Genomic DNA, 17,368 nt, shown 5'->3' with positions numbered 1-17,368 from the left:
CGGCGCAACAAATAAGGGCCGCACCGTTTGGTGCAGCCCTCTTTTCGATTAGACATCGCCTTGCAGGGTGGCCCTGCTTCAGGCGCTAACGGCTTTCATAAACCGATCACGGATCACAACAGGATCCATGGTGATAACAGGCAGCTTAATGTTGCCGCTGTCGCATTTGCAAACGATCACCGTCATCTGTTTGCTGTCGATCGCTGATTGCAATACGGGGCCAAGATCCTTGTCTTGCACCTCAATCACATTCTCACAGCCGCAGGCTGTTGCCACTGCCGCCAGCGAGGTCTTTTTGCCCGCATAGGTCGGCTGATCGCCCGTCGAACCATAAGACCCGTTGTCGATGATCAGCAGGATATAGTTATCCGCCACGTTGTTTGCGATGGTTGGCAGCGTGCCAAGGTTGGTCAAAACCGACCCATCCCCATCAATCGAGATCACAGTCTTGTCTTGGGCAAGGGCAAGCCCAAGGCCGATCGACGAAGACAGGCCCATCGTGCCCAGCATGTAGAAATTTGTCGGCTGGTCGTCTATCATATGCAGCTCTTGGCTGGGGAGACCGATGTTACAGATTACCAATTGATCCCGTAGGATCGGCGCGATTTCACGTAAGATTTCAGAGCGTATCATTGTTCGCCGTACCCTCCCCAGAAATTAGCATCCGTCAGGATCGCCACGGGCTTGTTGCACATAAAGGTGTATTTCAGGATCGCGTCAAATTCCTGCACATCGGATTGGTGATGGAAATGGTAGGTCGGGATGTTCATCTCGGCCAGCAGCGCCTTTGTGTGAACGGCCATTTCGACCTGACAGGCAATCGGTTCGCGTAGCTCACCACGATAGGAAATCAGCATTGGCAGCGGCATCCGGTAATATTGGATCAATGTCGCCAGCGTGTTGATTGTCACGCCAATCGCCGTGTTTTGCATGATGATCGCTGGACGTTTGCCGCCCATATAGGCGCCCGCGCATAGGCCCATGCCTTCGTCTTCTTTGTTGGAAGGGATGTGAAAAATCTCGTCGCGCGCCTCGACCTCATCGATCACACCAGCCAGCTGTTTGCAGGGTACGGTGGTCACAAAAGAGACGTTGTTGGCGACAAGATCATCAGTGATCTTCTTGTCGATGTTCATCTGGGTTGAGCCTTTCTCAAGCGTTAATTGCATACAGTGTCAGCTAGCAGCGGCGTTTCACCACAAAAGCTGCTCTGTTTTGCCATGTCCAAGATAGGCATACATGCCAGCGCCGCAGATACCAACGCCCTCCACACGGATCGGGCGCACCGCTTTATCCAGCCAGCCCCAAGCAGGCTCAGGCAACACTTCCAACGCCCCTTCCCCCCATGACCCTTTATTGCGCGCCTGAGCTTGCGCAAATCGTCAAAGTTCACCCGCCACAAAAGGCGCGCTGAAAAACTGCGTTAACTTTAATCGCGAACCAGCATCGCGCGCCGCCTCTTTGATTTCTTTTCTTGAAACCTTGATCCTGCTTCGTGAAACATAAAGGCCAAAGCAAAAGGGATTATCCCAACGAGCCCTATTCGGGTGCACCCGTTGCGCGCCCAATGGTCAAACGACACAGGTCAAGGAGCTGACTTTATGCAGATATTGGTTGCAGGGGCAGGAATTGTCGGAATTTCGACAGCGATTTGGCTGCAACGTGCAGGCCATGACGTAACGGTTGTAGATCGCGAAGGCCCAGCAAGCGGCACAAGCCACGGAAACGCTGGCGTTTTGGCCGCTGGGGCTGTTGTTCCCGTTACAACGCCTGGATTGATGGGCAAAGCGCCAAACATGTTGTTTGATCCCAACGGGCCATTGTTTTTGCGCTGGTCTTACCTGCCCCGCCTGATCCCGTTTTTGACCCGCTATTTATCTTATGCAACCGACGCCCATGTGGATCACTATGCCACCGCCATGTCATCGCTTTTGCACGATAGCGTAGAGCAACACCAAGCTTTGGCCGCCGACACGCCCGCCGCCCGCTTTATCTCGACCGAGGATTACTGTTTTGGCTACACAACCCGCGCGGATTTTGAAGCCGACAGCTATGGCTGGAGCAAACGCGACGCACAGGGTGTGAAATACGAGGTCGTTAGTGGCGCAGAATATGCGCAATACGATCCTGTTTTCGGAAATACCTTTGAAACAGTGGTCCGCTGCAAAAACCACGGCCGCATCAGCGACCCCGGCGCATATGTCAAAGCGTTGGCCGCGCATTTTGTCGAACAGGGCGGCACGCTACAGATTACCAACATCAACGACATTGAAACAAAGGACGGCGCGATCGCCGCCCTGCTAACGGATGATGGCCGCCTTAGCGCGGATAAGATCGTTTTTGCCATGGGCCCTTGGTCACGGGAGATTGCCCATAAACTGGGCGTCAAAGTCCCCTTTGAAAGCGAACGCGGCTATCACATCGAACTTATGAACCCCTCTGCCATGCCTCGGTCTGCGATGATGGTTGCTTCGGGTAAATTTGTGCTGACCCCAATGGAGGGAAGGCTGCGGGCGGCAGGTATCATTGAATTTGGCGGGCTAGACGCGCCAGCCTCGCGGGGGCCTTTGGATATGTTGCGCCGTCAGGTGAAAAAGCTACTGCCAGATTTGGAATATGACGAAATCGTCGAGTGGATGGGCCACCGCCCCGCCCCCGCAGATAGCCTGCCCGTGATCGGTGCCAATGATACAGGCAATCTTAGCTTTAGTGCCTTTGGACATCAGCATGTCGGATTGACAGGTGGGCCAAAAACAGGTCGAGTAATCGCAGAACTGATTTCCGAGCGCACCCCGAATTTGGATTTGCGCCCGTTCGACCCTTCAAAATTCAAAGACCAATAAAAACGATCAACACTGGGAGTATACCATGACTACATTTACAAAATTCGCTTCATCCGTCGCGGCAGCGGCCCTATTTAGCGGCGCGGCATATGCCGATGGGCACGCACAAAAATGGGATATGCCAATGGCTTATGCCGCAACAAACTTTCATTCCGAACAGGGTGTGATCTTTGCCGACAAAGTGCGTGAATACACCTCTGGCGCGATCGACATTACCGTACACCCCGGTGGTTCCTTATTTGGCGGTGGCGATATTAAACGCGCCGTTCAAACCGGTCAGGTCAACATCGGCGAACGTTTCATGTCTGCCCACGCAAACGAAGCCCCCCTACTGGGATGGGATAACCTGCCCTTCCTCGCGACCAGCTATGAAGACAATGCAAAGCTGTGGGATGTGGCCAAAGACACGGTGAACGCCCAGCTATCCGACCTGAACATGGTCGCGCTCTATACCTGCCCATGGCCGGGTCAGGGTTTTTACTTCAACAAAGAAGTTGGTTCGTCTGCTGATACAAAAGGCGTCAAATTCCGCTCGTACAACTCGGCCACAGCGACCTTCGCCGAAGAGCTGGGCATGATCCCTGTTCAGATCGAAGCGGCAGAACTATCCCAAGCGCTGGCAACAGGCGTGGCGTCTGCCTTCATCTCATCCGGCTCCACAGGTTATGACCGTAAGGTTTGGGAGCACCTAAGCCACTATTACAAGGTCAACGCATGGCTGCCGCGCAACTATGTTGTCGCGAACAAGCAAGCGTGGGATGCACTGGACGAAGCAACACAGGCAGGCGTTATGAAGGCGGCAGACGAAACAGCAGCCTCTTGCGCAGCCAAATCCGCCGAGCTTTCCAGCTTTTACTTTGACGAGCTTGCGAAAAACGGCATGACCGTTACAGATGCTTCGCCAGAATTCTTGGCCGAGCTGAAAGTGATCGGCGAAAAGATGACAGCCGAGTGGCTAGAGACAGCAGGCGCGGACGGTCAGGCCATTATCGACGCGTTCAAAGCGGCGAACTAAGCCATCAAATTGACAAATACAGGCGCGCCCAACTCTTTGGGCGCGCTATATATTTAAAGGATTTTCCATGCGCGATTGGTCTCCAGTGCTGGGTTTGCCCCTGTGGGTTTGGTTGTTTGTCTTGCCTTCCCTTTTCGGGCTGTTTTGCTTTTTCGCACGGCCAAAGCTTGAACGGGTCATGCGGCCGATCTGGCGCGTGCTTGATGGGGTCTATTTCGCATCGGGGGCAATTGCTGCCTGCTTCATGGTGACCATTTTATTGTTAATCGTCGCGCAGATGGTGGCGCGATGGACCGACATCGCCCTACCCGGCACGACGGAATTTGCAGGTTACGCGATGGCTGCAACCTCATTCTTTGCGCTGTGCCATGCGCTGACCCGTGGCGCGCATATTCGCGTTTCGATCATCCTGAACTGGAACCGCCATACGTCACGCTGGCTGGATCTATTCGCGGTCTTTGGTGCGGCGGTGATTGCCACTTATTTTGCGCGCTTTGCCGTAAAAACCAACATTTTCTCGGAAATGCTGAACGACCGCACACAGGGGCAGGATCAAATCCCTGAATGGGTTGTCACGCTATTCTCACTCCCCGCAACGCCCGTAGGCGAATGGGGCAACGCGCTGGGGAATGCATCATCCAAGCTGGTCTATACCCCCGTCTGGATACCCCAACTCGCCATGTCAGCGGGGGCGATCCTACTGGCAATCGCCCTGTGGGACACGCTGTACCGCACCATCATAACCGGTGAAAACCCAATCGTATCGGAGGGCGTGGAATGATCGAAGCCTATGCAACCGTCGTCTTTCTATTTGTCCTCTTCACCTTGCTGGCCTCATCCATCTGGATCGGCCTTGCCTTGATGGGGGTCGCGTGGGTGGGGCTAGAGCTGTTCACCACACGCCCTGCAGGGGATGCGATGATCACCACGATCTGGACCTCCTCCAGCAGCTGGACCCTCACCGCGCTGCCCCTGTTCATCTGGATGGGTGAAATCCTGTACCGCACCCGCCTTTCCCAAGACATGTTCCGCGGCCTTGCCCCGTGGATGCGCTGGCTCCCTGGTGGGTTGCTACACACAAACATCGCGGGATGCACGATTTTCGCCGCGGTTTCAGGCTCTTCTGCGGCGACCCTCACCACCGTTGGTAAAATGTCGATCCCCGAGCTGCGCAAGCGGGGCTATCCTGAATATATGATCATCGGCACGCTTGCAGGTGCTGCAACGCTGGGCCTGATGATCCCCCCCTCCCTGACGTTGATCGTCTATGGTGTCTCCATCAACGAAAGCATTATCAAATTGTTCATGGCCGGTATCATCCCCGGATTGGTTCTTGCCGGATTGTTCATGAGCTACATCGCGATCTGGCATTTTGTGAAACCCGATCAGCGCCCAGCGCCAGAGCCGTCAATGTCTTTCGGCACGATGCTGGCGGAAAGCCGGTTCCTGATCCCTGTTTTGATGCTGGTCTTTGCTGTCATCGGGTCGATGTATTTCGGTTGGGCCACCGCGACCGAGGCCGCAGCGGTCGGCGTTCTCGGCTCGCTCACGCTGGCGCTTTTCCAGCGCTCCCTCACGTTCAACACGTTTTTAGAAAGCCTGATGGGCGCCACACGCACCTCGGCGATGATCGCGCTGATCCTGATGGGGGCTGCGTTTTTGTCGCTGTCCATGGGCTTTACCGGTCTGCCCCGCGCGCTGGCCGCATGGATTGACCAGATGAACCTGTCGCCCATCACGTTGATCGCGGCCTTGACGGTCTTCTATATCATCCTTGGCATGTTCTTGGACGGGATTTCATCCGTTGTGCTGACCATGGCGATTGTCGAGCCGATGATCCGCCAAGCAGGGATTGACGTGATCTGGTTCGGCATTTTCATCGTTGTGGTCGTTGAAATGGCGCAGGTAACGCCGCCAATCGGGTTCAACCTATTTGTCCTTCAAGGCATGACCAAACACGAGATTTCCTATATCTCAAAAGTCGCCCTGCCCATGGTGGGCCTGATGCTGTTGATGGTGGTGATCCTCGTCGCCTTCCCCGAAGTTGCGACATGGCTGCCAGAAAAGATCAGCGAAAACCAAAGCCGATGACGCCCCGCGTCACGGTTTTGCAACTTGATACCGACTTCCCCCGTATTCCGGGGGATGTTGGGGCGGTTGAAACCTATTCGACACCGCCGCAAATCATCCGCATTGCAGGCGCATCTGTGGGCAAGATCGTCATAGATCGCCCCGAAGATATAGACATCACTCCTTTTGCCGATGCCCTAGCGCAAGCAGAGGGAGATGTGATTGCCACCTCCTGCGGGTTTCTCGCGTTTTGGCAGGATCATCTTGCGGCTTTGACGGATCGCCCCTTTGTCGCGTCATCCTTGATCGCGCTGGATGGTTTGAGTGATACGCTGAGCCCAGAGGAGTTAATGATCCTCACATTTGACGAAAGCGCCCTTGGCACCGCCCATCTCAGAGGGCACGACGACTACAGCGCGTCTATCCTAGGGCTCGCGCCCCAAATGCATCTGCGCCAAGTGATCAGCCAAAACCAAGGCCGCCTGAACCCGACCCTAGCAGGGCAAGAAATCGTTTCCCTTGTCGCCACCCAGATAACAAAGGCGCATAAACATATACTACTGGAATGCACCAACCTGCCGCCTTACCGCAGGGCGTTGCAGCAGGTCACAGGCCTGCCCGTTACTGACATTCTCTCAGTGATCGAAGAGACCTGCCCAAACGCCATCGCGCCGGCGTTTATCAGTTAATCGGGAACCTTTTGAGGCAGCGCGGTGCGTTTCGCTGATAATCGGCCAAGGTCTCTTCCACATCGCGGCGATCCCGCATGGCTTCCATTGCGCGTTTTTTAGCCGTCCATGATCCGCTGACGTGATTTTCGAGGATCAGAACCGAAATACCGATCAGCACATCCTTTTCGGCGTCCCCCATCAGACCAGCGCCATTCAGGGTCACCCCTGTCATCGCCATCATGTTGGCACAGCGGATCGCGGCGGCTTCGTCGCCTTCATAGACCCGTTGGGCGGCTGTGGCCTCTGTTGCGACCAATGCCAACACCAGAGCAAGCGCGCGCATCAAAATACCTTAAACGTCATGGTGGTGAGCGACCTTTCGATCCCTTCAATATCCAGCAGGTTATCGTTGATATAGACGCCTACGTCCTGATCTTCGGGGATATAGACCTTCATCAGCAGGTCAAAATCCCCAGACGTCGAATACAGCTCGGAATGGATTTCACGCAGCGCAATTTCCTCAGCGACCGAATAGGTTTTGCTGGGCTTGCAACGGATTTGGATAAAGACACATGTGCTCATGGCAGGGCTCCTGACGTAGGTTATCCATAGGCTGTCACGAAGCCCCGCTGGCCGCAATCCCCGTTCGCCCCTTGGCGATATGTTGTGCCCTGCTATAAGGACACAAACACGTCAACGGAGCACCCCCATGCGCAAGGCCCAGATCACACGTAAAACCGCCGAAACGGATATCTCGGTAGAGATCAACCTCGACGGTACTGGCATCTATGACAATGAAACCGGTGTCGGCTTTTTTGATCACATGCTGGACCAGCTGTCGCGCCATGCCTTGATTGATATGAAGGTGCGTTGCTCGGGTGATTTGCACATCGACGATCACCACACTGTAGAGGATGTTGGCATCGCGCTGGGTCAGGCCCTGACCCAAGCGGTTGGCGATAAACGCGGTATCGTGCGCTATGGTTCTTGCCTGCTGCCGATGGATGATGCGCTGGTGCGTGCTGCGCTTGACCTGTCGGCGCGCCCTTTCCTGATCTGGAATGTCGACCTGCCCACCGCCAAGATCGGATCATTCGATACCGAACTGGTGCGCGAGTTTTTCCAAGCCTTCGCAACGCACGGCGGCATCACCCTGCACGTTGACCAGCTGCACGGCATCAACAGCCACCACATCGCCGAAGCGGCGTTCAAAGCGGTCGCCCGCGCGCTGCGTGATGCGGTGGAAAGCGATCCGCGCAAGGCCGATGCCATCCCATCCACCAAAGGCATGCTCTGAATGTTAACCGCGATTATCGACTACGAAAGCGGCAACCTCCACTCGGCCCACAAAGCGTTTGAGCGTATGGCGCGTGAAGCGGATGCGGGTGACGTAACGGTCACCGCAGATGCCGATGTGATTGCACGGGCTGACCGCATCGTCCTACCCGGTGACGGCGCCTTTCCTGCCTGTATGTCCGAGCTAAAAGGCAAAAGCGGCATCTTTGCTGCTATGGTAGAGGCAGTCGAGGAAAAGGGGCGGCCCTTCCTTGGGATCTGCGTTGGCATGCAGCTGATGGCCACGTGGGGGCGTGAATACGAGGACACAAAAGGCCTTGATTGGGTCGGTGGCGAAGTCACCCGCATCACCCCCAGCGACACAAGCCTGAAGGTTCCGCACATGGGCTGGAACGATTTGATCATCGATGTGCCCCACCCTGTCTTTGAAGGTATCAAATCGGGTGATCACACCTATTTTGTGCACAGCTATCATATGGCCGTGACCAACCCCGCCCAACGTCTGGCCCATGTAGATTACGCCAGCGATGTCACCGCGGTGATCGGGCGCGACAATATGATCGGGATGCAGTTCCACCCCGAGAAAAGCCAAGCAACAGGTTTGCGGATGATCTCGAACTTCCTGAAATGGGCGCCCTGACCCTGCAAGCGGCGCTAAAAAATGAAAAAGCGCGAACACATCCCGTGTCCGCGCTTTTCTTTTTGCCGTTGCTGGTCAATGGATCAGTTCACGCGGCTCCACGTCTGCTTTTTACAAATCGGGCCAACACAACCTGACACTTTCAGCTTGCTACCTGACAGCGTCATCTTTGATTTAAACGTCTTACCCGTGGACGGCTGCCAGATTTTGCCGTTCTTGTAAGACCCACCGCCTGCTGGTGCCATATCCCAAACCAGCTTCTTGCCTAGATTTGCGGATTTGTATTCACCGCTGTCGTTAAAGGTGCGCGCAATCGTGCCACATAGGGCTGCGCCGCATTTGCTCATCTTCACATGGGCATACGCGCCATCATCCACTTGGGTTTTCCACGTGCCTACCGCTGGGTCCGCCCATGCGGCACCTGCAAAGGAAACTGCAGCAACGGCTGCGGCCAAAATCATTTTCATATTGGTTCCTCCCTAGAACTGGGCAGCAGCATGACCCATACAACCGCTTTCAGGCAAGGTTAACCTTGGGTCGCGTTGCACATCCGCTCATTCCATGCAAAACCGCATACAAGCTAATTCAAAGGGTGCATGCCATGATCCTCTATCCCGCAATTGACCTCAAAGACGGCCAAGCCGTGCGCCTTGTTCACGGCGATATGGAACGCTCAACCGTGTTCAACGACAACCCTGCCGCCCAAGCGCAGGAGTTCGTGGATGCAGGGTGCAAATGGCTGCATCTGGTTGATCTGAATGGCGCCTTTGCGGGTGAGCCGGTGAACGCCGCCCCTGTTGAAGCAATCCTGAAGCAGTGTAAGGTTCCCGCACAACTTGGTGGTGGCATCCGCGATATGGCCACGATTGAGGCTTGGCTGGACAAAGGCCTCGCCCGTGTAATCCTTGGTACTGTCGCCGTAGAAAACCCCGATCTGGTCCGCGAAGCCGCCCGTGCCTTTCCGGGCCAAGTTGCCGTGGGAATTGACGCCCGCAATGGCCGCGTGGCAACCAAAGGCTGGGCCGAGGAAACCGACGTGATGGTCACCGACCTTGCCAAATCCTTTGAAGACGCAGGCGTTGCAGCGATCATCTATACCGACATCATGCGCGATGGCGCGATGGGCGGCCCCAACATCGACGCCACAGCCGATCTGGCCCGCGCGGTGAGCATCCCCGTCATCGCCTCTGGCGGCGTGTCCTCGCTGGCCGACCTTGAGGCCCTTAAAGCAACAGATGTGATTCAAGGCGCGATTTCTGGACGTGCCCTTTATGATGGTGCGATTGATCTGAAACAGGCGCTGGATACGCTCGCAGGCTGACCAATTCTGGCCTTCACCTCGATCAGAGCTAATCCACGAAAGGGCCAAGTGCCTTGCTCCGCCCCAAAGCCCCAGTTAGACAACACCCATGCTTAAAACCCGTATCATCCCCTGCCTAGATGTCGCCGATGGCCGCGTGGTCAAAGGTGTGAATTTTGTCGGCCTGCGTGACGCAGGTGATCCCGTTGATGCTGCCATTGCTTATGACGCCGCTGGCGCGGACGAGCTGTGCTTTCTCGACATTCACGCCACCCATGAAAACCGCGGCACCATGTTTGATCTGGTCCGCCGCACGGCTGAGCATTGCTATATCCCCCTTACTGTCGGTGGCGGCGTGCGCACCCCTGCGGATGTCCGCGCCCTTCTACTGGCTGGCGCGGATAAGGTCAGTTTCAACTCTGCCGCTGTCGCAAACCCCGATGTGGTGGCTGAAGCCGCAGATCAATTCGGCAGCCAGTGCATTGTCGCCGCCATCGACGCCAAAACTGTCTCCCCCGGAAAATGGGAGATTTTCACCCACGGGGGGCGCAAACCCACGGGCATCGACGCGGTCGAATTTGCAATCACCATGATGGAAAAAGGGGCGGGTGAAATCCTGCTCACCTCCATGGACCGTGACGGCACGAAACAAGGCTTCAACCTGCCCCTGACCCGCGCCATTTCTGATGCGGTCACCATGCCTGTCATCGCCTCGGGTGGTGTTGGCAACCTTGATCACCTTGTGGATGGCGTGATTGAGGGCGGCGCCTCTGCCGTTCTGGCCGCGTCGATCTTCCACTTTGGCGAATATACCATCGGCGAAGCCAAACAACATATGGCCGACGCTGGCATCCCCATGAGGCTCACATGACGCTTGATGATCTTTACGCAACGATTCTGTCCAGAAAAGACAGTGATCCCTCCTCCAGCTGGACCGCTCAACTGCTGGCCAAAGGCCCCGAAAAATGCGCCGAGAAGTTCGGCGAAGAAGCCGTTGAAGCCATCATCGAGGCCGTGAAAGACGACAAAGCGGGCCTTACAGGCGAAGCCGCTGACGTTTTGTACCACTTGCTGGTCATGCTCGCCGCGCGCGATGTGCCGCTGGCGGATGTGCTGGATGAACTTGCCCGCCGCCAATCCCAATCCGGCATTTCGGAAAAAGCGAGCCGCTAAGGCCAAAACATCTCTGCAAAAACACATCTTTCCTGCGGACTGCCCCGCGCACAACAGGCGGGACCACAAACATGTTTTCGCGCGTCAGCGCGGCCGCTGGATCACAGCTTGCTTGAGATCACACCCGTCGCAAAGCCGCCCATGCGCAGCTCGCCAAACAACCGCTGATATTCGATCTTTGGGCAGCGATTTTGCACAACGTCAATACCTTTGGCTTCTGCCGTGGCCGCCGCCTCGGCGTTTTCAACGCCGATCTGCATCCACACTGTTTGCAGGTCTGGCAGATGTTCCAATGCCTCATCCACAATTGCAGGCACCGCATCTGAACGGCGAAAGATGTCGATCATATCAACCGATCCTTCGATCTCGGCAATCGAGCCAACCACCTTTGCCCCGAACAAGCTCTGCCCCGCCAGTTTGGGGTTCACAGGCACCAATTCGATACCGCGAAGGGAGAGATAGCGCGCAACAAAATAGCTTGCCCGTACTGGATTGTCGGAAATGCCCACAATCGCAACGCGCTTCATTCGTTTCAGGATTTTCCGCAGAAAGGCATCGCTATAGCTCATACATGCACCTTTTGTCCGTTAAACAATTCTGGGTCGCGCCCCCAGCAAAGCCCGAAAACCGTCGCAGATCGCCCCCATCAGTCGAAAATATCTTCGATGAAATCAAACGCTTCTTCGGCAAATTCCCACAGCAGGCTTTTGCGTTTCTTTTTGGGTTTCTCACGGCGGTAAGGCCGCTCTTTGGTTGGTTTTTGCTTTTTGGGGACGTGGGGTTGGTGGCTAATGGCTCGCGGCTTGGAGGGTGCGGCCACTGGCATTGCTTTTAGCTTGCTCAGTGGCGCTCCACAGGCCGAGCACGTCAAAGTGTGGTGCCCTGCATCAAGGCGCAGCAGCGCCCGTGTTCCACAGTGGCAGCAGGTTGCAATTTTGGTCGGCTGGCCGATGGCCCTACCCCCTTATGAATGGTCCTTAGTAGCATATAGGCCGATTGCAGCCGCATTCGAGACATTGAGCGAGCCAAATCCGCCCTCTGCGTCAATTTTAACCAAAGCATCTACCGTTTCGCGGGTTTTCTCGCGCAGCCCTGGCCCCTCGGCCCCTAGAACCAACGCAACCGCGCGGTCCCGTTTTCCTTCAACAGCGGACTCGATTGTCATTTCGGCTTCGCCGTCCAGCCCCAAGACAAGATACCCCATATCCTGCAGCTCGCGGATACCATCAGCAAGATTGCGGATACGCAGGTACGGCTGGCGTTCTAACGCGCCAGAGGCAGTTTTCGCCAGCGCGCCCGTCTCAGGGGCTGAATGGTGCCGTGTGCCAATCACCGCCGACGCACCAAGCACCTCGGCAGAGCGCAAGATAGCCCCGACATTATGAGGGTCAGTAACACGATCCAGCATAATCACCCGCGGTGCCTCTGCTCCGATGCAAACATCGGCCATACGGCCCCAATCCAGCGGCTTTACCTCTAATACCGCCCCTTGGTGTACCGAGCCCTGATCAATAGGCGGGCGGAATTTGCGCGGGTCTACGACCTCGGGTGTGATCCCGCTGGCTGCAACGGCTTCCTCCAGCTTGGCCAAAGCATTGGGCGTGACCATCAGCTTGATCTTTTTGCGCGCCGGATTCATCAACGCATCGCGCACCGCATGCAGGCCAAACAACCAAAGCGTCTCGCGCGCCTCGATCTTCTTACCCTGCTCTTTTGCCACAACCCACTTTGGTTTCTTCATGATCGCCCCCAATATTGCGCGTCTATCGTCCCCTCTACCCTGTCAAAGGCACCGCGCCAAGCCTTCGCATCTGCTTGTGCCCACCATCCGAAAAATGGGCGCGGCGCATTGCCATGTGAAATCATGCAAAATCATTCGATTTAGAGGTTGACGCCCCCCAGACCCACAGGTAATCCAAGCGCCAGTGGGCGACAGGCCGCAAGGTGTGGCAGGGGACTGTAACTCCCTCGCGGAGACGCACGCCTGGTTCGATTCCAGGGTCGCCCACCACTATTCCATTCATCACCGTTAAACAAAACGCACCCCCTTTGGGGCCATGTTGCAAACGCGGCTTGGGTTGCACATCGCGTTTTGCCGCGCCTTTGCCAAACAAAAGAGGCCCCCGCCCTTTTCAGGGCGGAGGCCTTTTTCTTTTCAAGTCAAAGCGCTAGCTTAGATGATCAGGTCATCTTCAACGTTGTCCAGCTCATTGATTTCAGCCTTAAGCTGGTCATCATCAACAGGCTGAAGAACAGGGATGCCTGCAACGTATTGTACGTCGTACTGGCCACCTTTGCCATCATCCGCCACGTCATCTTCTTGATCTCCTGGCGCAACGAATGTCAGGTCATCAACAGCACCCGAACCAACAAGGTTCACTTCCAAAGATGCCACGTTATCCGCGTTGATGATCAGCTCCTGCTGGCTGTTGTTGCCTGCGGCTGGAATGTCCACCGTGTTGATCAGGCCGCCGTCTACGTCATACAGATCGATTGTGCCGCCTTCTTCTTCGATGTCCAGCACGTTGATGCTGACAACCTCGGAAGGTTCGTCGAAATCAAACGTCATGGTGCCGCCGCGCGCGTTGTCATCTGCATCCGAGCTGTCGTTGTCTTCGGAGATGATGAACGCGTTGCCAACACCGTTGTAGCCCAGATCATAGTCACCGCCCGTTGGGTTATCGGTGTCAAAGATCATCGCGTCGTTTTCGCTGCTGTCTGAATCGCCGGCACGCTGTGCAGAGATTGTGACACCGTCGAACTGGTCGGAAATCACATCACCCGAGTTCAGGCCTTCGAAATCAACAACAGTGGCTTCGCCCGTGGCAACGCCTTCGCTGGTTTCTGTGACAGTCAGGTTGTCAAAGAACACACGTTCGTTGCCCGCCGAGATGTCAGACACGATGCGGAACTGAACATCGCCGTTCACGTCGTCCAGCGAACCACCGGAATATGTCAGCGTGCTGCCGCTTTCGGTGATCTCGTTGCCTGTGTTGCTACCAACCAAGGCAGTGCCTTCGTCGTTCACAACAAACTTGTCCAATGTTTCCCAGCTGCCACCCTCGGTACGAACCTGAAGCGTCAGATCGTCAGCATAGCGGCCAGTTGCTTCGAACTTGCTTGCGTCATCAACACGCACATCAAAGCTAAGGGATACATCACCATCCGCTGCAACTGCGGCTGTTTTCAGCGTACCATCGTTGCCACCGCTTGTCTTCAGCTCGTCACCGTGAACGTCCCAACCGCCATCAGCTTTGATGAAGTCGCTTTGTGACGGATCATTGATGTCGTCAAAGTCTTCGGAGAACAGAACAGTTTCAACCGCTTGCGCTTCGCCGCCCTCAACTTCTTCAGAAGCCGTAACCGAGATGTTGTCGAGTTTGATGTATTCGTTGGACGCTGTCACATCAGAGATAAAGCGGAACTGAGCCGACTCTTCTGCGGTGTCCAGAATGCCACCTTCATACAGAACGCTGCTGGCGCTGTTGCCAAAGGTCTGACCGGTTTCGGAGCCAACAATCGCGGTACCCGCATCGTTCACTTGGAATTCGTCCAGCAGGATCCATTCGCCACCATCAATGCTGACTTCTACACGCAGGCTATCTTCTGCTGAGCCAGAGTTTTCGAACAGACGTGTGTCATGAACATTCGCGTCAAAGGCAAAGGAAACAGGACCATCTGTGCTGACAGTCTTAAGCTCCAGAACGCCTTCGTTTTTGCTGTTTGTTACCAGCTTGTCCCATGCCGCAACCCAGTTGGTGTTGCCTTCCACGATGGTGGACTGTTCGCCATAGTTCAGGTCGTTAAAGTTATCGAACAGAACTTCTTTGGAAACCAGAACCGGATCTGCGTCTGGCGTATCGCCCGTTGTAAGAACCTGACCGTTTTCACCATCGCTGTTTACAACAGTTGCAAAGCTGTTGATGTCCAGATCAGAGATGCTCATCGGGCCATTGTCAGAGAACAGGGTAAAGTTCGCCTGCACCACTTCGCCAGTTGTCGCGCTTGGGTCTGTGCCAAACTGGATACCTACGTCATATGCGTCAGATGTTTGCGCACCGTTTGCCAGCGTATCAACGCTGTTTACAGCCGCCTGAACGCCAGTCACTGGTGAATAGATCGAACCGGTGTTTGCATCAGGGAAGAAATTCAAGCTGTCCAACGTGCTGTCGTCGGAGAGGTTGAAAAACACACCATCCAGATCAACCGGCATGGTTGGATCAGCAGATGCAACAACGATAAATAGCGTCCCTGTGTCCGTTTCAGAGATCGTAACAACGGCTTGTGGATCACACCCAAGGGTTACGGAAATAGAATTATTGGAGCTCATGGCAGTGTTCTTCCCAATCATTAATTACAGTTCGGCTACTGTCATAATCATACTCGCCACGAGCTGCCGAGGGGAAATCACGAAGTTGCCACTCACAGGACACAATCGCCTTATTTTGGCCTGATTGATCGCATTAACGGGTCGTTAATGTTTCCCCCCGCGCAACAAAACAAAAAATTCGCCACCTTTGTTCAATTCATTTTTTTCGGCTGCCGCATTTTCCGAATCACTAATCAAATCAAATGCTTCGAAAAGTTCCCGCCTCGATATACATATTCCCGTTAAGGTATGCGTATCTCGTTGCTCGCAAATGTTGCGATGTCTTGGGTCAAATCATCATAGACGATTTGAACGGTCACGCGCTCTACACTGCCCTGCGGGTAGGTAAGGTAGGGCAAGCCATCTTCTTCAAGGATCACATTCGCCGAGCGGTACTCGGTATGGCATTTGGGCAGGGGTAAATTTTCCATCGCTCCGTCGTTAATCGAGATCGCCATTGCGCTCAGCCCGCAGCGCCACGCCCAAAGGTGGCTGACATAAACCAGATCATTCCCGCCATAGTCTCGCAACGCGACCCAATTCGCTTTGGTGGCCTCCAAAATGGGTTTGACCTCTACTGCAGTTGTGAATTTTCCAGTCGGCGTTTGCGCCTCGGCGGCCAAACCTTTGGGTATGACGCTTTGGTCAATCTCAAGGCCACCCGCTGTTGCGGCGGGGCTTCCCTCAATTAAAGTCGCAGAGCCAATGGAAACGCCCTCTCCTATCACCACACTACCTGACGCCGCGCTTTGCGGCGGGTCGTTTGGCGCGGTTACGGTTTCTGGTGGGTTGGCCGCAGCAGCCATTGCAACCACAGCAAAAATAAAGTCGAGCATGAAAAATCCCTCGTTCTAATTGGTTAAAATGTCTTCTTTCAAAAATGTCCCTGCGCCGTATACTGATGCGAAAAAGCGCATCCCGTGACACGCAGGAGCAATTGAGGACAGAGTATGGCACGCCCCAAAGCTGCAAAACAATCTTTCAACGTGGCTATTGTGGGCCAAAACGGGCGTTTATCCTATGAAGCGCTCATTTTCGTCGCCTCTCTTCGTGCAAACAGCCCCGATTTCAAAGGGCGCATCCTAGTTGCCGAACCTCAGCCAGGGCCGCGTTGGGTCAAAGACCCTAGCATGCGTTCGCAGCCCATTCGCGAGGCGTTGGCGGATATGGGCGCCGAAATTGTCCCGTTCGAAAACAAACACTTTGGCGAAAGCTATCCCTTTGGCAACAAGATCGAGATGCTCTCGGCCCTCCCCAAGGGAGAGCCCTTTGTCTTTTTCGACACGGATACGTTGATCACGGGCGACCTCACATCGGTGGCTTTCGATTTTGACAAACCCAGCGCGTCTTTGCGGCGTGAAGGCACTTGGCCAAATCCGCAACTATACGGCCCCGACTATAGCGGCCTGTGGAAATCGCTTTACGATAAATTCGGGTTAGATTTCGACAGCTCGCTCGACCTCAGCCAGCCCGATGAATACTGGCGCCGCTACCTCTACTTTAATGCTGGCTTCTTTTTCTACAAATGCCCGCACGCCTTTGGCGCAAAGTTCTTGGACTACGCTTTGGCCATTCGTGACACCCCACCGGTTGAGCTGTGCGCCCAAAGCTTTGATCCTTGGCTGGATCAAATCGCCCTGCCCTTGGTCATCCATGCGCTTGGCGGTGGTCGCGATACATTGCCAGACGGGTTGCTGGACGGAAGCGTCAGCTGCCACTACCGCCTTCTCCCCCTATTGTATGCCCGCGAAAGCGATCATGTTGTTTCGGTTCTGGAAAGCGTGACAGCGCCAAACAAGCTGAAGAAGGTTCTCAAAACATACGACCCTATTAAGCGGATGATCTACCAAGGGCGCGGCGCCAAAGCCCGCGCGCTATTTGATCGAGAGAACCTTCCCCGCAAAGAGCAAGCCATCCGAAATCAGCTAAAGTCCAACGGCTACTGGATGCGCTAACCCTGCGCGCCTTCAATACTCTGACGCAAGTCGTAT

22 protein-coding genes and 1 tRNA gene are annotated in these 17,368 nt (G+C 55.2%); 12 read left to right on the top strand and 11 right to left on the bottom strand.

The window, feature by feature from the left end:
- Positions 1 to 78 precede the first annotated feature (78 nt).
- From comE to Z948_RS19280, 3 genes are read right to left on the bottom strand one after another with little or no spacing between them, the layout of a single operon-like run.
- Positions 79 to 633 carry a sulfopyruvate decarboxylase subunit beta gene (gene comE, locus Z948_RS0114015; protein WP_025060184.1) on the bottom strand — a complete coding sequence of 185 codons (555 nt, stop codon included), beginning with the start codon at positions 631 to 633 and terminating at the stop codon, positions 79 to 81.
- Positions 630 to 1,136, bottom strand: a complete 507-nt coding sequence (gene comD / locus Z948_RS0114010) for a sulfopyruvate decarboxylase subunit alpha (RefSeq protein WP_025060183.1) — start codon at positions 1,134 to 1,136, stop codon at positions 630 to 632. The genes comE and comD overlap by 4 nt, the downstream gene beginning before the upstream one ends.
- A gap of 57 nt (positions 1,137 to 1,193) precedes the next feature.
- Complete coding sequence (locus Z948_RS19280) at positions 1,194 to 1,325, bottom strand: hypothetical protein (protein WP_255209609.1); 132 nt, start codon at positions 1,323 to 1,325, stop codon at positions 1,194 to 1,196.
- A 276-nt stretch (positions 1,326 to 1,601) separates the two neighbouring features.
- Here Z948_RS19280 and Z948_RS0114000 point away from each other — a divergent pair, with 276 nt between their 5' ends.
- The 5 genes from Z948_RS0114000 (at position 1,602) to Z948_RS0113980 (ending at position 6,617) form a co-directional block, all read left to right on the top strand.
- Positions 1,602 to 2,843: an NAD(P)/FAD-dependent oxidoreductase gene (locus tag Z948_RS0114000; protein WP_025060182.1), complete on the top strand. Its 1,242-nt coding sequence runs from the start codon at positions 1,602 to 1,604 to the stop codon at positions 2,841 to 2,843.
- A gap of 25 nt (positions 2,844 to 2,868) precedes the next feature.
- Complete coding sequence (locus tag Z948_RS0113995; RefSeq protein WP_025060181.1) at positions 2,869 to 3,858, top strand: TRAP transporter substrate-binding protein; 990 nt, start codon at positions 2,869 to 2,871, stop codon at positions 3,856 to 3,858.
- Positions 3,859 to 3,925: 67 nt separating this feature from the next.
- On the top strand, positions 3,926 to 4,639 hold the full coding sequence (locus Z948_RS0113990; protein ID WP_025060180.1) for a TRAP transporter small permease: 714 nt from the start codon (positions 3,926 to 3,928) through the stop codon (positions 4,637 to 4,639).
- The gene (locus Z948_RS0113985; protein WP_025060179.1) at positions 4,636 to 5,949 is read left to right on the top strand and encodes a TRAP transporter large permease; all 1,314 of its coding nucleotides are present in this window, start codon (positions 4,636 to 4,638) and stop codon (positions 5,947 to 5,949) included. Before Z948_RS0113990 ends, Z948_RS0113985 begins: the two co-directional genes overlap by 4 nt.
- Positions 5,946 to 6,617 (top strand): aspartate/glutamate racemase family protein, encoded by a 672-nt coding sequence (locus tag Z948_RS0113980; protein WP_025060178.1) that lies wholly within the window; start codon positions 5,946 to 5,948, stop codon positions 6,615 to 6,617. The genes Z948_RS0113985 and Z948_RS0113980 overlap by 4 nt, the downstream gene beginning before the upstream one ends.
- Here Z948_RS0113980 and Z948_RS0113975 read toward each other — a convergent pair.
- Together Z948_RS0113975 and Z948_RS0113970 are read right to left on the bottom strand one after the other, a co-directional pair.
- Positions 6,610 to 6,942, bottom strand: coding sequence for a hypothetical protein (locus tag Z948_RS0113975; protein WP_052033121.1), 333 nt, complete (start codon positions 6,940 to 6,942; stop codon positions 6,610 to 6,612). The genes Z948_RS0113980 and Z948_RS0113975 overlap by 8 nt on opposite strands.
- The gene (locus Z948_RS0113970) at positions 6,942 to 7,181 is read right to left on the bottom strand and encodes an Lrp/AsnC ligand binding domain-containing protein (protein WP_025060176.1); all 240 of its coding nucleotides are present in this window, start codon (positions 7,179 to 7,181) and stop codon (positions 6,942 to 6,944) included. Before Z948_RS0113970 ends, Z948_RS0113975 begins: the two co-directional genes overlap by 1 nt.
- Before the next feature lie 127 nt (positions 7,182 to 7,308).
- Between Z948_RS0113970 and hisB the strand changes: the two genes are divergently transcribed.
- Positions 7,309 to 7,896 carry an imidazoleglycerol-phosphate dehydratase HisB gene (gene hisB, locus Z948_RS0113965; protein WP_025060175.1) on the top strand — a complete coding sequence of 196 codons (588 nt, stop codon included), beginning with the start codon at positions 7,309 to 7,311 and terminating at the stop codon, positions 7,894 to 7,896.
- Positions 7,897 to 8,535, top strand: coding sequence for an imidazole glycerol phosphate synthase subunit HisH (gene hisH, locus Z948_RS0113960; protein ID WP_025060174.1), 639 nt, complete (start codon positions 7,897 to 7,899; stop codon positions 8,533 to 8,535).
- 83 nt (positions 8,536 to 8,618) lie between these two features.
- Here the strand turns inward: hisH and Z948_RS0113955 are convergent, their stop codons facing one another.
- Positions 8,619 to 9,002, bottom strand: coding sequence for a DUF2147 domain-containing protein (locus Z948_RS0113955; RefSeq protein WP_025060173.1), 384 nt, complete (start codon positions 9,000 to 9,002; stop codon positions 8,619 to 8,621).
- A gap of 134 nt (positions 9,003 to 9,136) precedes the next feature.
- Here Z948_RS0113955 and hisA point away from each other — a divergent pair, with 134 nt between their 5' ends.
- The 3 genes from hisA (at position 9,137) to Z948_RS0113940 (ending at position 11,008) form a co-directional block, all read left to right on the top strand.
- A complete protein-coding gene (hisA, locus tag Z948_RS0113950) occupies positions 9,137 to 9,856 on the top strand; it encodes a 1-(5-phosphoribosyl)-5-[(5-phosphoribosylamino)methylideneamino]imidazole-4-carboxamide isomerase (protein ID WP_025060172.1) in 720 nt (239 codons plus the stop codon).
- 88 nt (positions 9,857 to 9,944) lie between these two features.
- Entirely contained in the window at positions 9,945 to 10,706 is a 762-nt protein-coding gene (hisF, locus tag Z948_RS0113945; RefSeq protein ID WP_025060171.1) for an imidazole glycerol phosphate synthase subunit HisF, read from the top strand.
- Positions 10,703 to 11,008, top strand: a complete 306-nt coding sequence (locus Z948_RS0113940; protein ID WP_025060170.1) for a phosphoribosyl-ATP diphosphatase — start codon at positions 10,703 to 10,705, stop codon at positions 11,006 to 11,008. Before hisF ends, Z948_RS0113940 begins: the two co-directional genes overlap by 4 nt.
- 101 nt (positions 11,009 to 11,109) lie before the next feature.
- Here Z948_RS0113940 and Z948_RS0113935 read toward each other — a convergent pair whose 3' ends face one another.
- The 3 genes from Z948_RS0113935 to rlmB form a co-directional block, all read right to left on the bottom strand.
- Positions 11,110 to 11,577 carry a CoA-binding protein gene (locus Z948_RS0113935; protein WP_025060169.1) on the bottom strand — a complete coding sequence of 156 codons (468 nt, stop codon included), beginning with the start codon at positions 11,575 to 11,577 and terminating at the stop codon, positions 11,110 to 11,112.
- Positions 11,578 to 11,654: 77 nt separating this feature from the next.
- Positions 11,655 to 11,834: a hypothetical protein gene (locus tag Z948_RS19220; protein ID WP_052033119.1), complete on the bottom strand. Its 180-nt coding sequence runs from the start codon at positions 11,832 to 11,834 to the stop codon at positions 11,655 to 11,657.
- Between the two features lie 138 nt (positions 11,835 to 11,972).
- The gene (rlmB, locus tag Z948_RS0113925; protein WP_025060167.1) at positions 11,973 to 12,749 is read right to left on the bottom strand and encodes a 23S rRNA (guanosine(2251)-2'-O)-methyltransferase RlmB; all 777 of its coding nucleotides are present in this window, start codon (positions 12,747 to 12,749) and stop codon (positions 11,973 to 11,975) included.
- A 186-nt stretch (positions 12,750 to 12,935) separates the two neighbouring features.
- On the opposite strand from rlmB, the gene Z948_RS18970 reads away from it, so the two are divergent.
- Positions 12,936 to 13,019: transfer RNA gene (locus Z948_RS18970), tRNA-Tyr, on the top strand.
- Positions 13,020 to 13,181: 162 nt separating this feature from the next.
- On the opposite strand, the gene Z948_RS0113915 is transcribed toward Z948_RS18970, so the two are convergent.
- Both Z948_RS0113915 and Z948_RS18150 read right to left on the bottom strand, forming a co-directional pair.
- Positions 13,182 to 15,338: a hypothetical protein gene (locus Z948_RS0113915; protein WP_025060165.1), complete on the bottom strand. Its 2,157-nt coding sequence runs from the start codon at positions 15,336 to 15,338 to the stop codon at positions 13,182 to 13,184.
- A gap of 281 nt (positions 15,339 to 15,619) precedes the next feature.
- Complete coding sequence (locus tag Z948_RS18150; protein ID WP_025060164.1) at positions 15,620 to 16,213, bottom strand: hypothetical protein; 594 nt, start codon at positions 16,211 to 16,213, stop codon at positions 15,620 to 15,622.
- Between the two features lie 114 nt (positions 16,214 to 16,327).
- Here Z948_RS18150 and Z948_RS0113900 point away from each other — a divergent pair, with 114 nt between their 5' ends.
- Positions 16,328 to 17,332 (top strand): hypothetical protein, encoded by a 1,005-nt coding sequence (locus Z948_RS0113900; protein ID WP_025060163.1) that lies wholly within the window; start codon positions 16,328 to 16,330, stop codon positions 17,330 to 17,332.
- The last annotated feature ends 36 nt before the right edge of the window (positions 17,333 to 17,368 follow it).

This window comes from Sulfitobacter donghicola DSW-25 = KCTC 12864 = JCM 14565 (genome assembly GCF_000622405.1).
Classification (GTDB): Bacteria; Pseudomonadota; Alphaproteobacteria; order Rhodobacterales; family Rhodobacteraceae; genus Sulfitobacter; species Sulfitobacter donghicola.
This window is presented reverse-complemented; position numbering and strand designations above follow the sequence as displayed.

Excerpts from the sequence above, each read along its gene's own strand:
- comE (WP_025060184.1), bottom strand. The coding sequence starts at position 633 with ATGATACGCTCTGAAATCTTACGTGAAATCGCGCCGATCCTACGGGAT.
- comD (WP_025060183.1), bottom strand. The coding sequence starts at position 1,136 with ATGAACATCGACAAGAAGATCACTGATGATCTTGTCGCCAACAACGTC.
- Z948_RS0114000 (WP_025060182.1), top strand. The coding sequence starts at position 1,602 with ATGCAGATATTGGTTGCAGGGGCAGGAATTGTCGGAATTTCGACAGCG.
- Z948_RS0113995 (WP_025060181.1), top strand. The coding sequence starts at position 2,869 with ATGACTACATTTACAAAATTCGCTTCATCCGTCGCGGCAGCGGCCCTA.
- Z948_RS0113990 (WP_025060180.1), top strand. The coding sequence starts at position 3,926 with ATGCGCGATTGGTCTCCAGTGCTGGGTTTGCCCCTGTGGGTTTGGTTG.
- Z948_RS0113985 (WP_025060179.1), top strand. The coding sequence starts at position 4,636 with ATGATCGAAGCCTATGCAACCGTCGTCTTTCTATTTGTCCTCTTCACC.
- Z948_RS0113980 (WP_025060178.1), top strand. The coding sequence starts at position 5,946 with ATGACGCCCCGCGTCACGGTTTTGCAACTTGATACCGACTTCCCCCGT.
- Z948_RS0113975 (WP_052033121.1), bottom strand. The coding sequence starts at position 6,942 with ATGCGCGCGCTTGCTCTGGTGTTGGCATTGGTCGCAACAGAGGCCACA.
- Z948_RS0113970 (WP_025060176.1), bottom strand. The coding sequence starts at position 7,181 with ATGAGCACATGTGTCTTTATCCAAATCCGTTGCAAGCCCAGCAAAACC.
- hisB (WP_025060175.1), top strand. The coding sequence starts at position 7,309 with ATGCGCAAGGCCCAGATCACACGTAAAACCGCCGAAACGGATATCTCG.
- hisH (WP_025060174.1), top strand. The coding sequence starts at position 7,897 with ATGTTAACCGCGATTATCGACTACGAAAGCGGCAACCTCCACTCGGCC.
- Z948_RS0113955 (WP_025060173.1), bottom strand. The coding sequence starts at position 9,002 with ATGAAAATGATTTTGGCCGCAGCCGTTGCTGCAGTTTCCTTTGCAGGT.
- hisA (WP_025060172.1), top strand. The coding sequence starts at position 9,137 with ATGATCCTCTATCCCGCAATTGACCTCAAAGACGGCCAAGCCGTGCGC.
- hisF (WP_025060171.1), top strand. The coding sequence starts at position 9,945 with ATGCTTAAAACCCGTATCATCCCCTGCCTAGATGTCGCCGATGGCCGC.
- Z948_RS0113940 (WP_025060170.1), top strand. The coding sequence starts at position 10,703 with ATGACGCTTGATGATCTTTACGCAACGATTCTGTCCAGAAAAGACAGT.
- Z948_RS0113935 (WP_025060169.1), bottom strand. The coding sequence starts at position 11,577 with ATGAGCTATAGCGATGCCTTTCTGCGGAAAATCCTGAAACGAATGAAG.
- Z948_RS19220 (WP_052033119.1), bottom strand. The coding sequence starts at position 11,834 with ATGCCAGTGGCCGCACCCTCCAAGCCGCGAGCCATTAGCCACCAACCC.
- rlmB (WP_025060167.1), bottom strand. The coding sequence starts at position 12,749 with ATGAAGAAACCAAAGTGGGTTGTGGCAAAAGAGCAGGGTAAGAAGATC.
- Z948_RS0113915 (WP_025060165.1), bottom strand. The coding sequence starts at position 15,338 with ATGAGCTCCAATAATTCTATTTCCGTAACCCTTGGGTGTGATCCACAA.
- Z948_RS18150 (WP_025060164.1), bottom strand. The coding sequence starts at position 16,213 with ATGCTCGACTTTATTTTTGCTGTGGTTGCAATGGCTGCTGCGGCCAAC.
- Z948_RS0113900 (WP_025060163.1), top strand. The coding sequence starts at position 16,328 with ATGGCACGCCCCAAAGCTGCAAAACAATCTTTCAACGTGGCTATTGTG.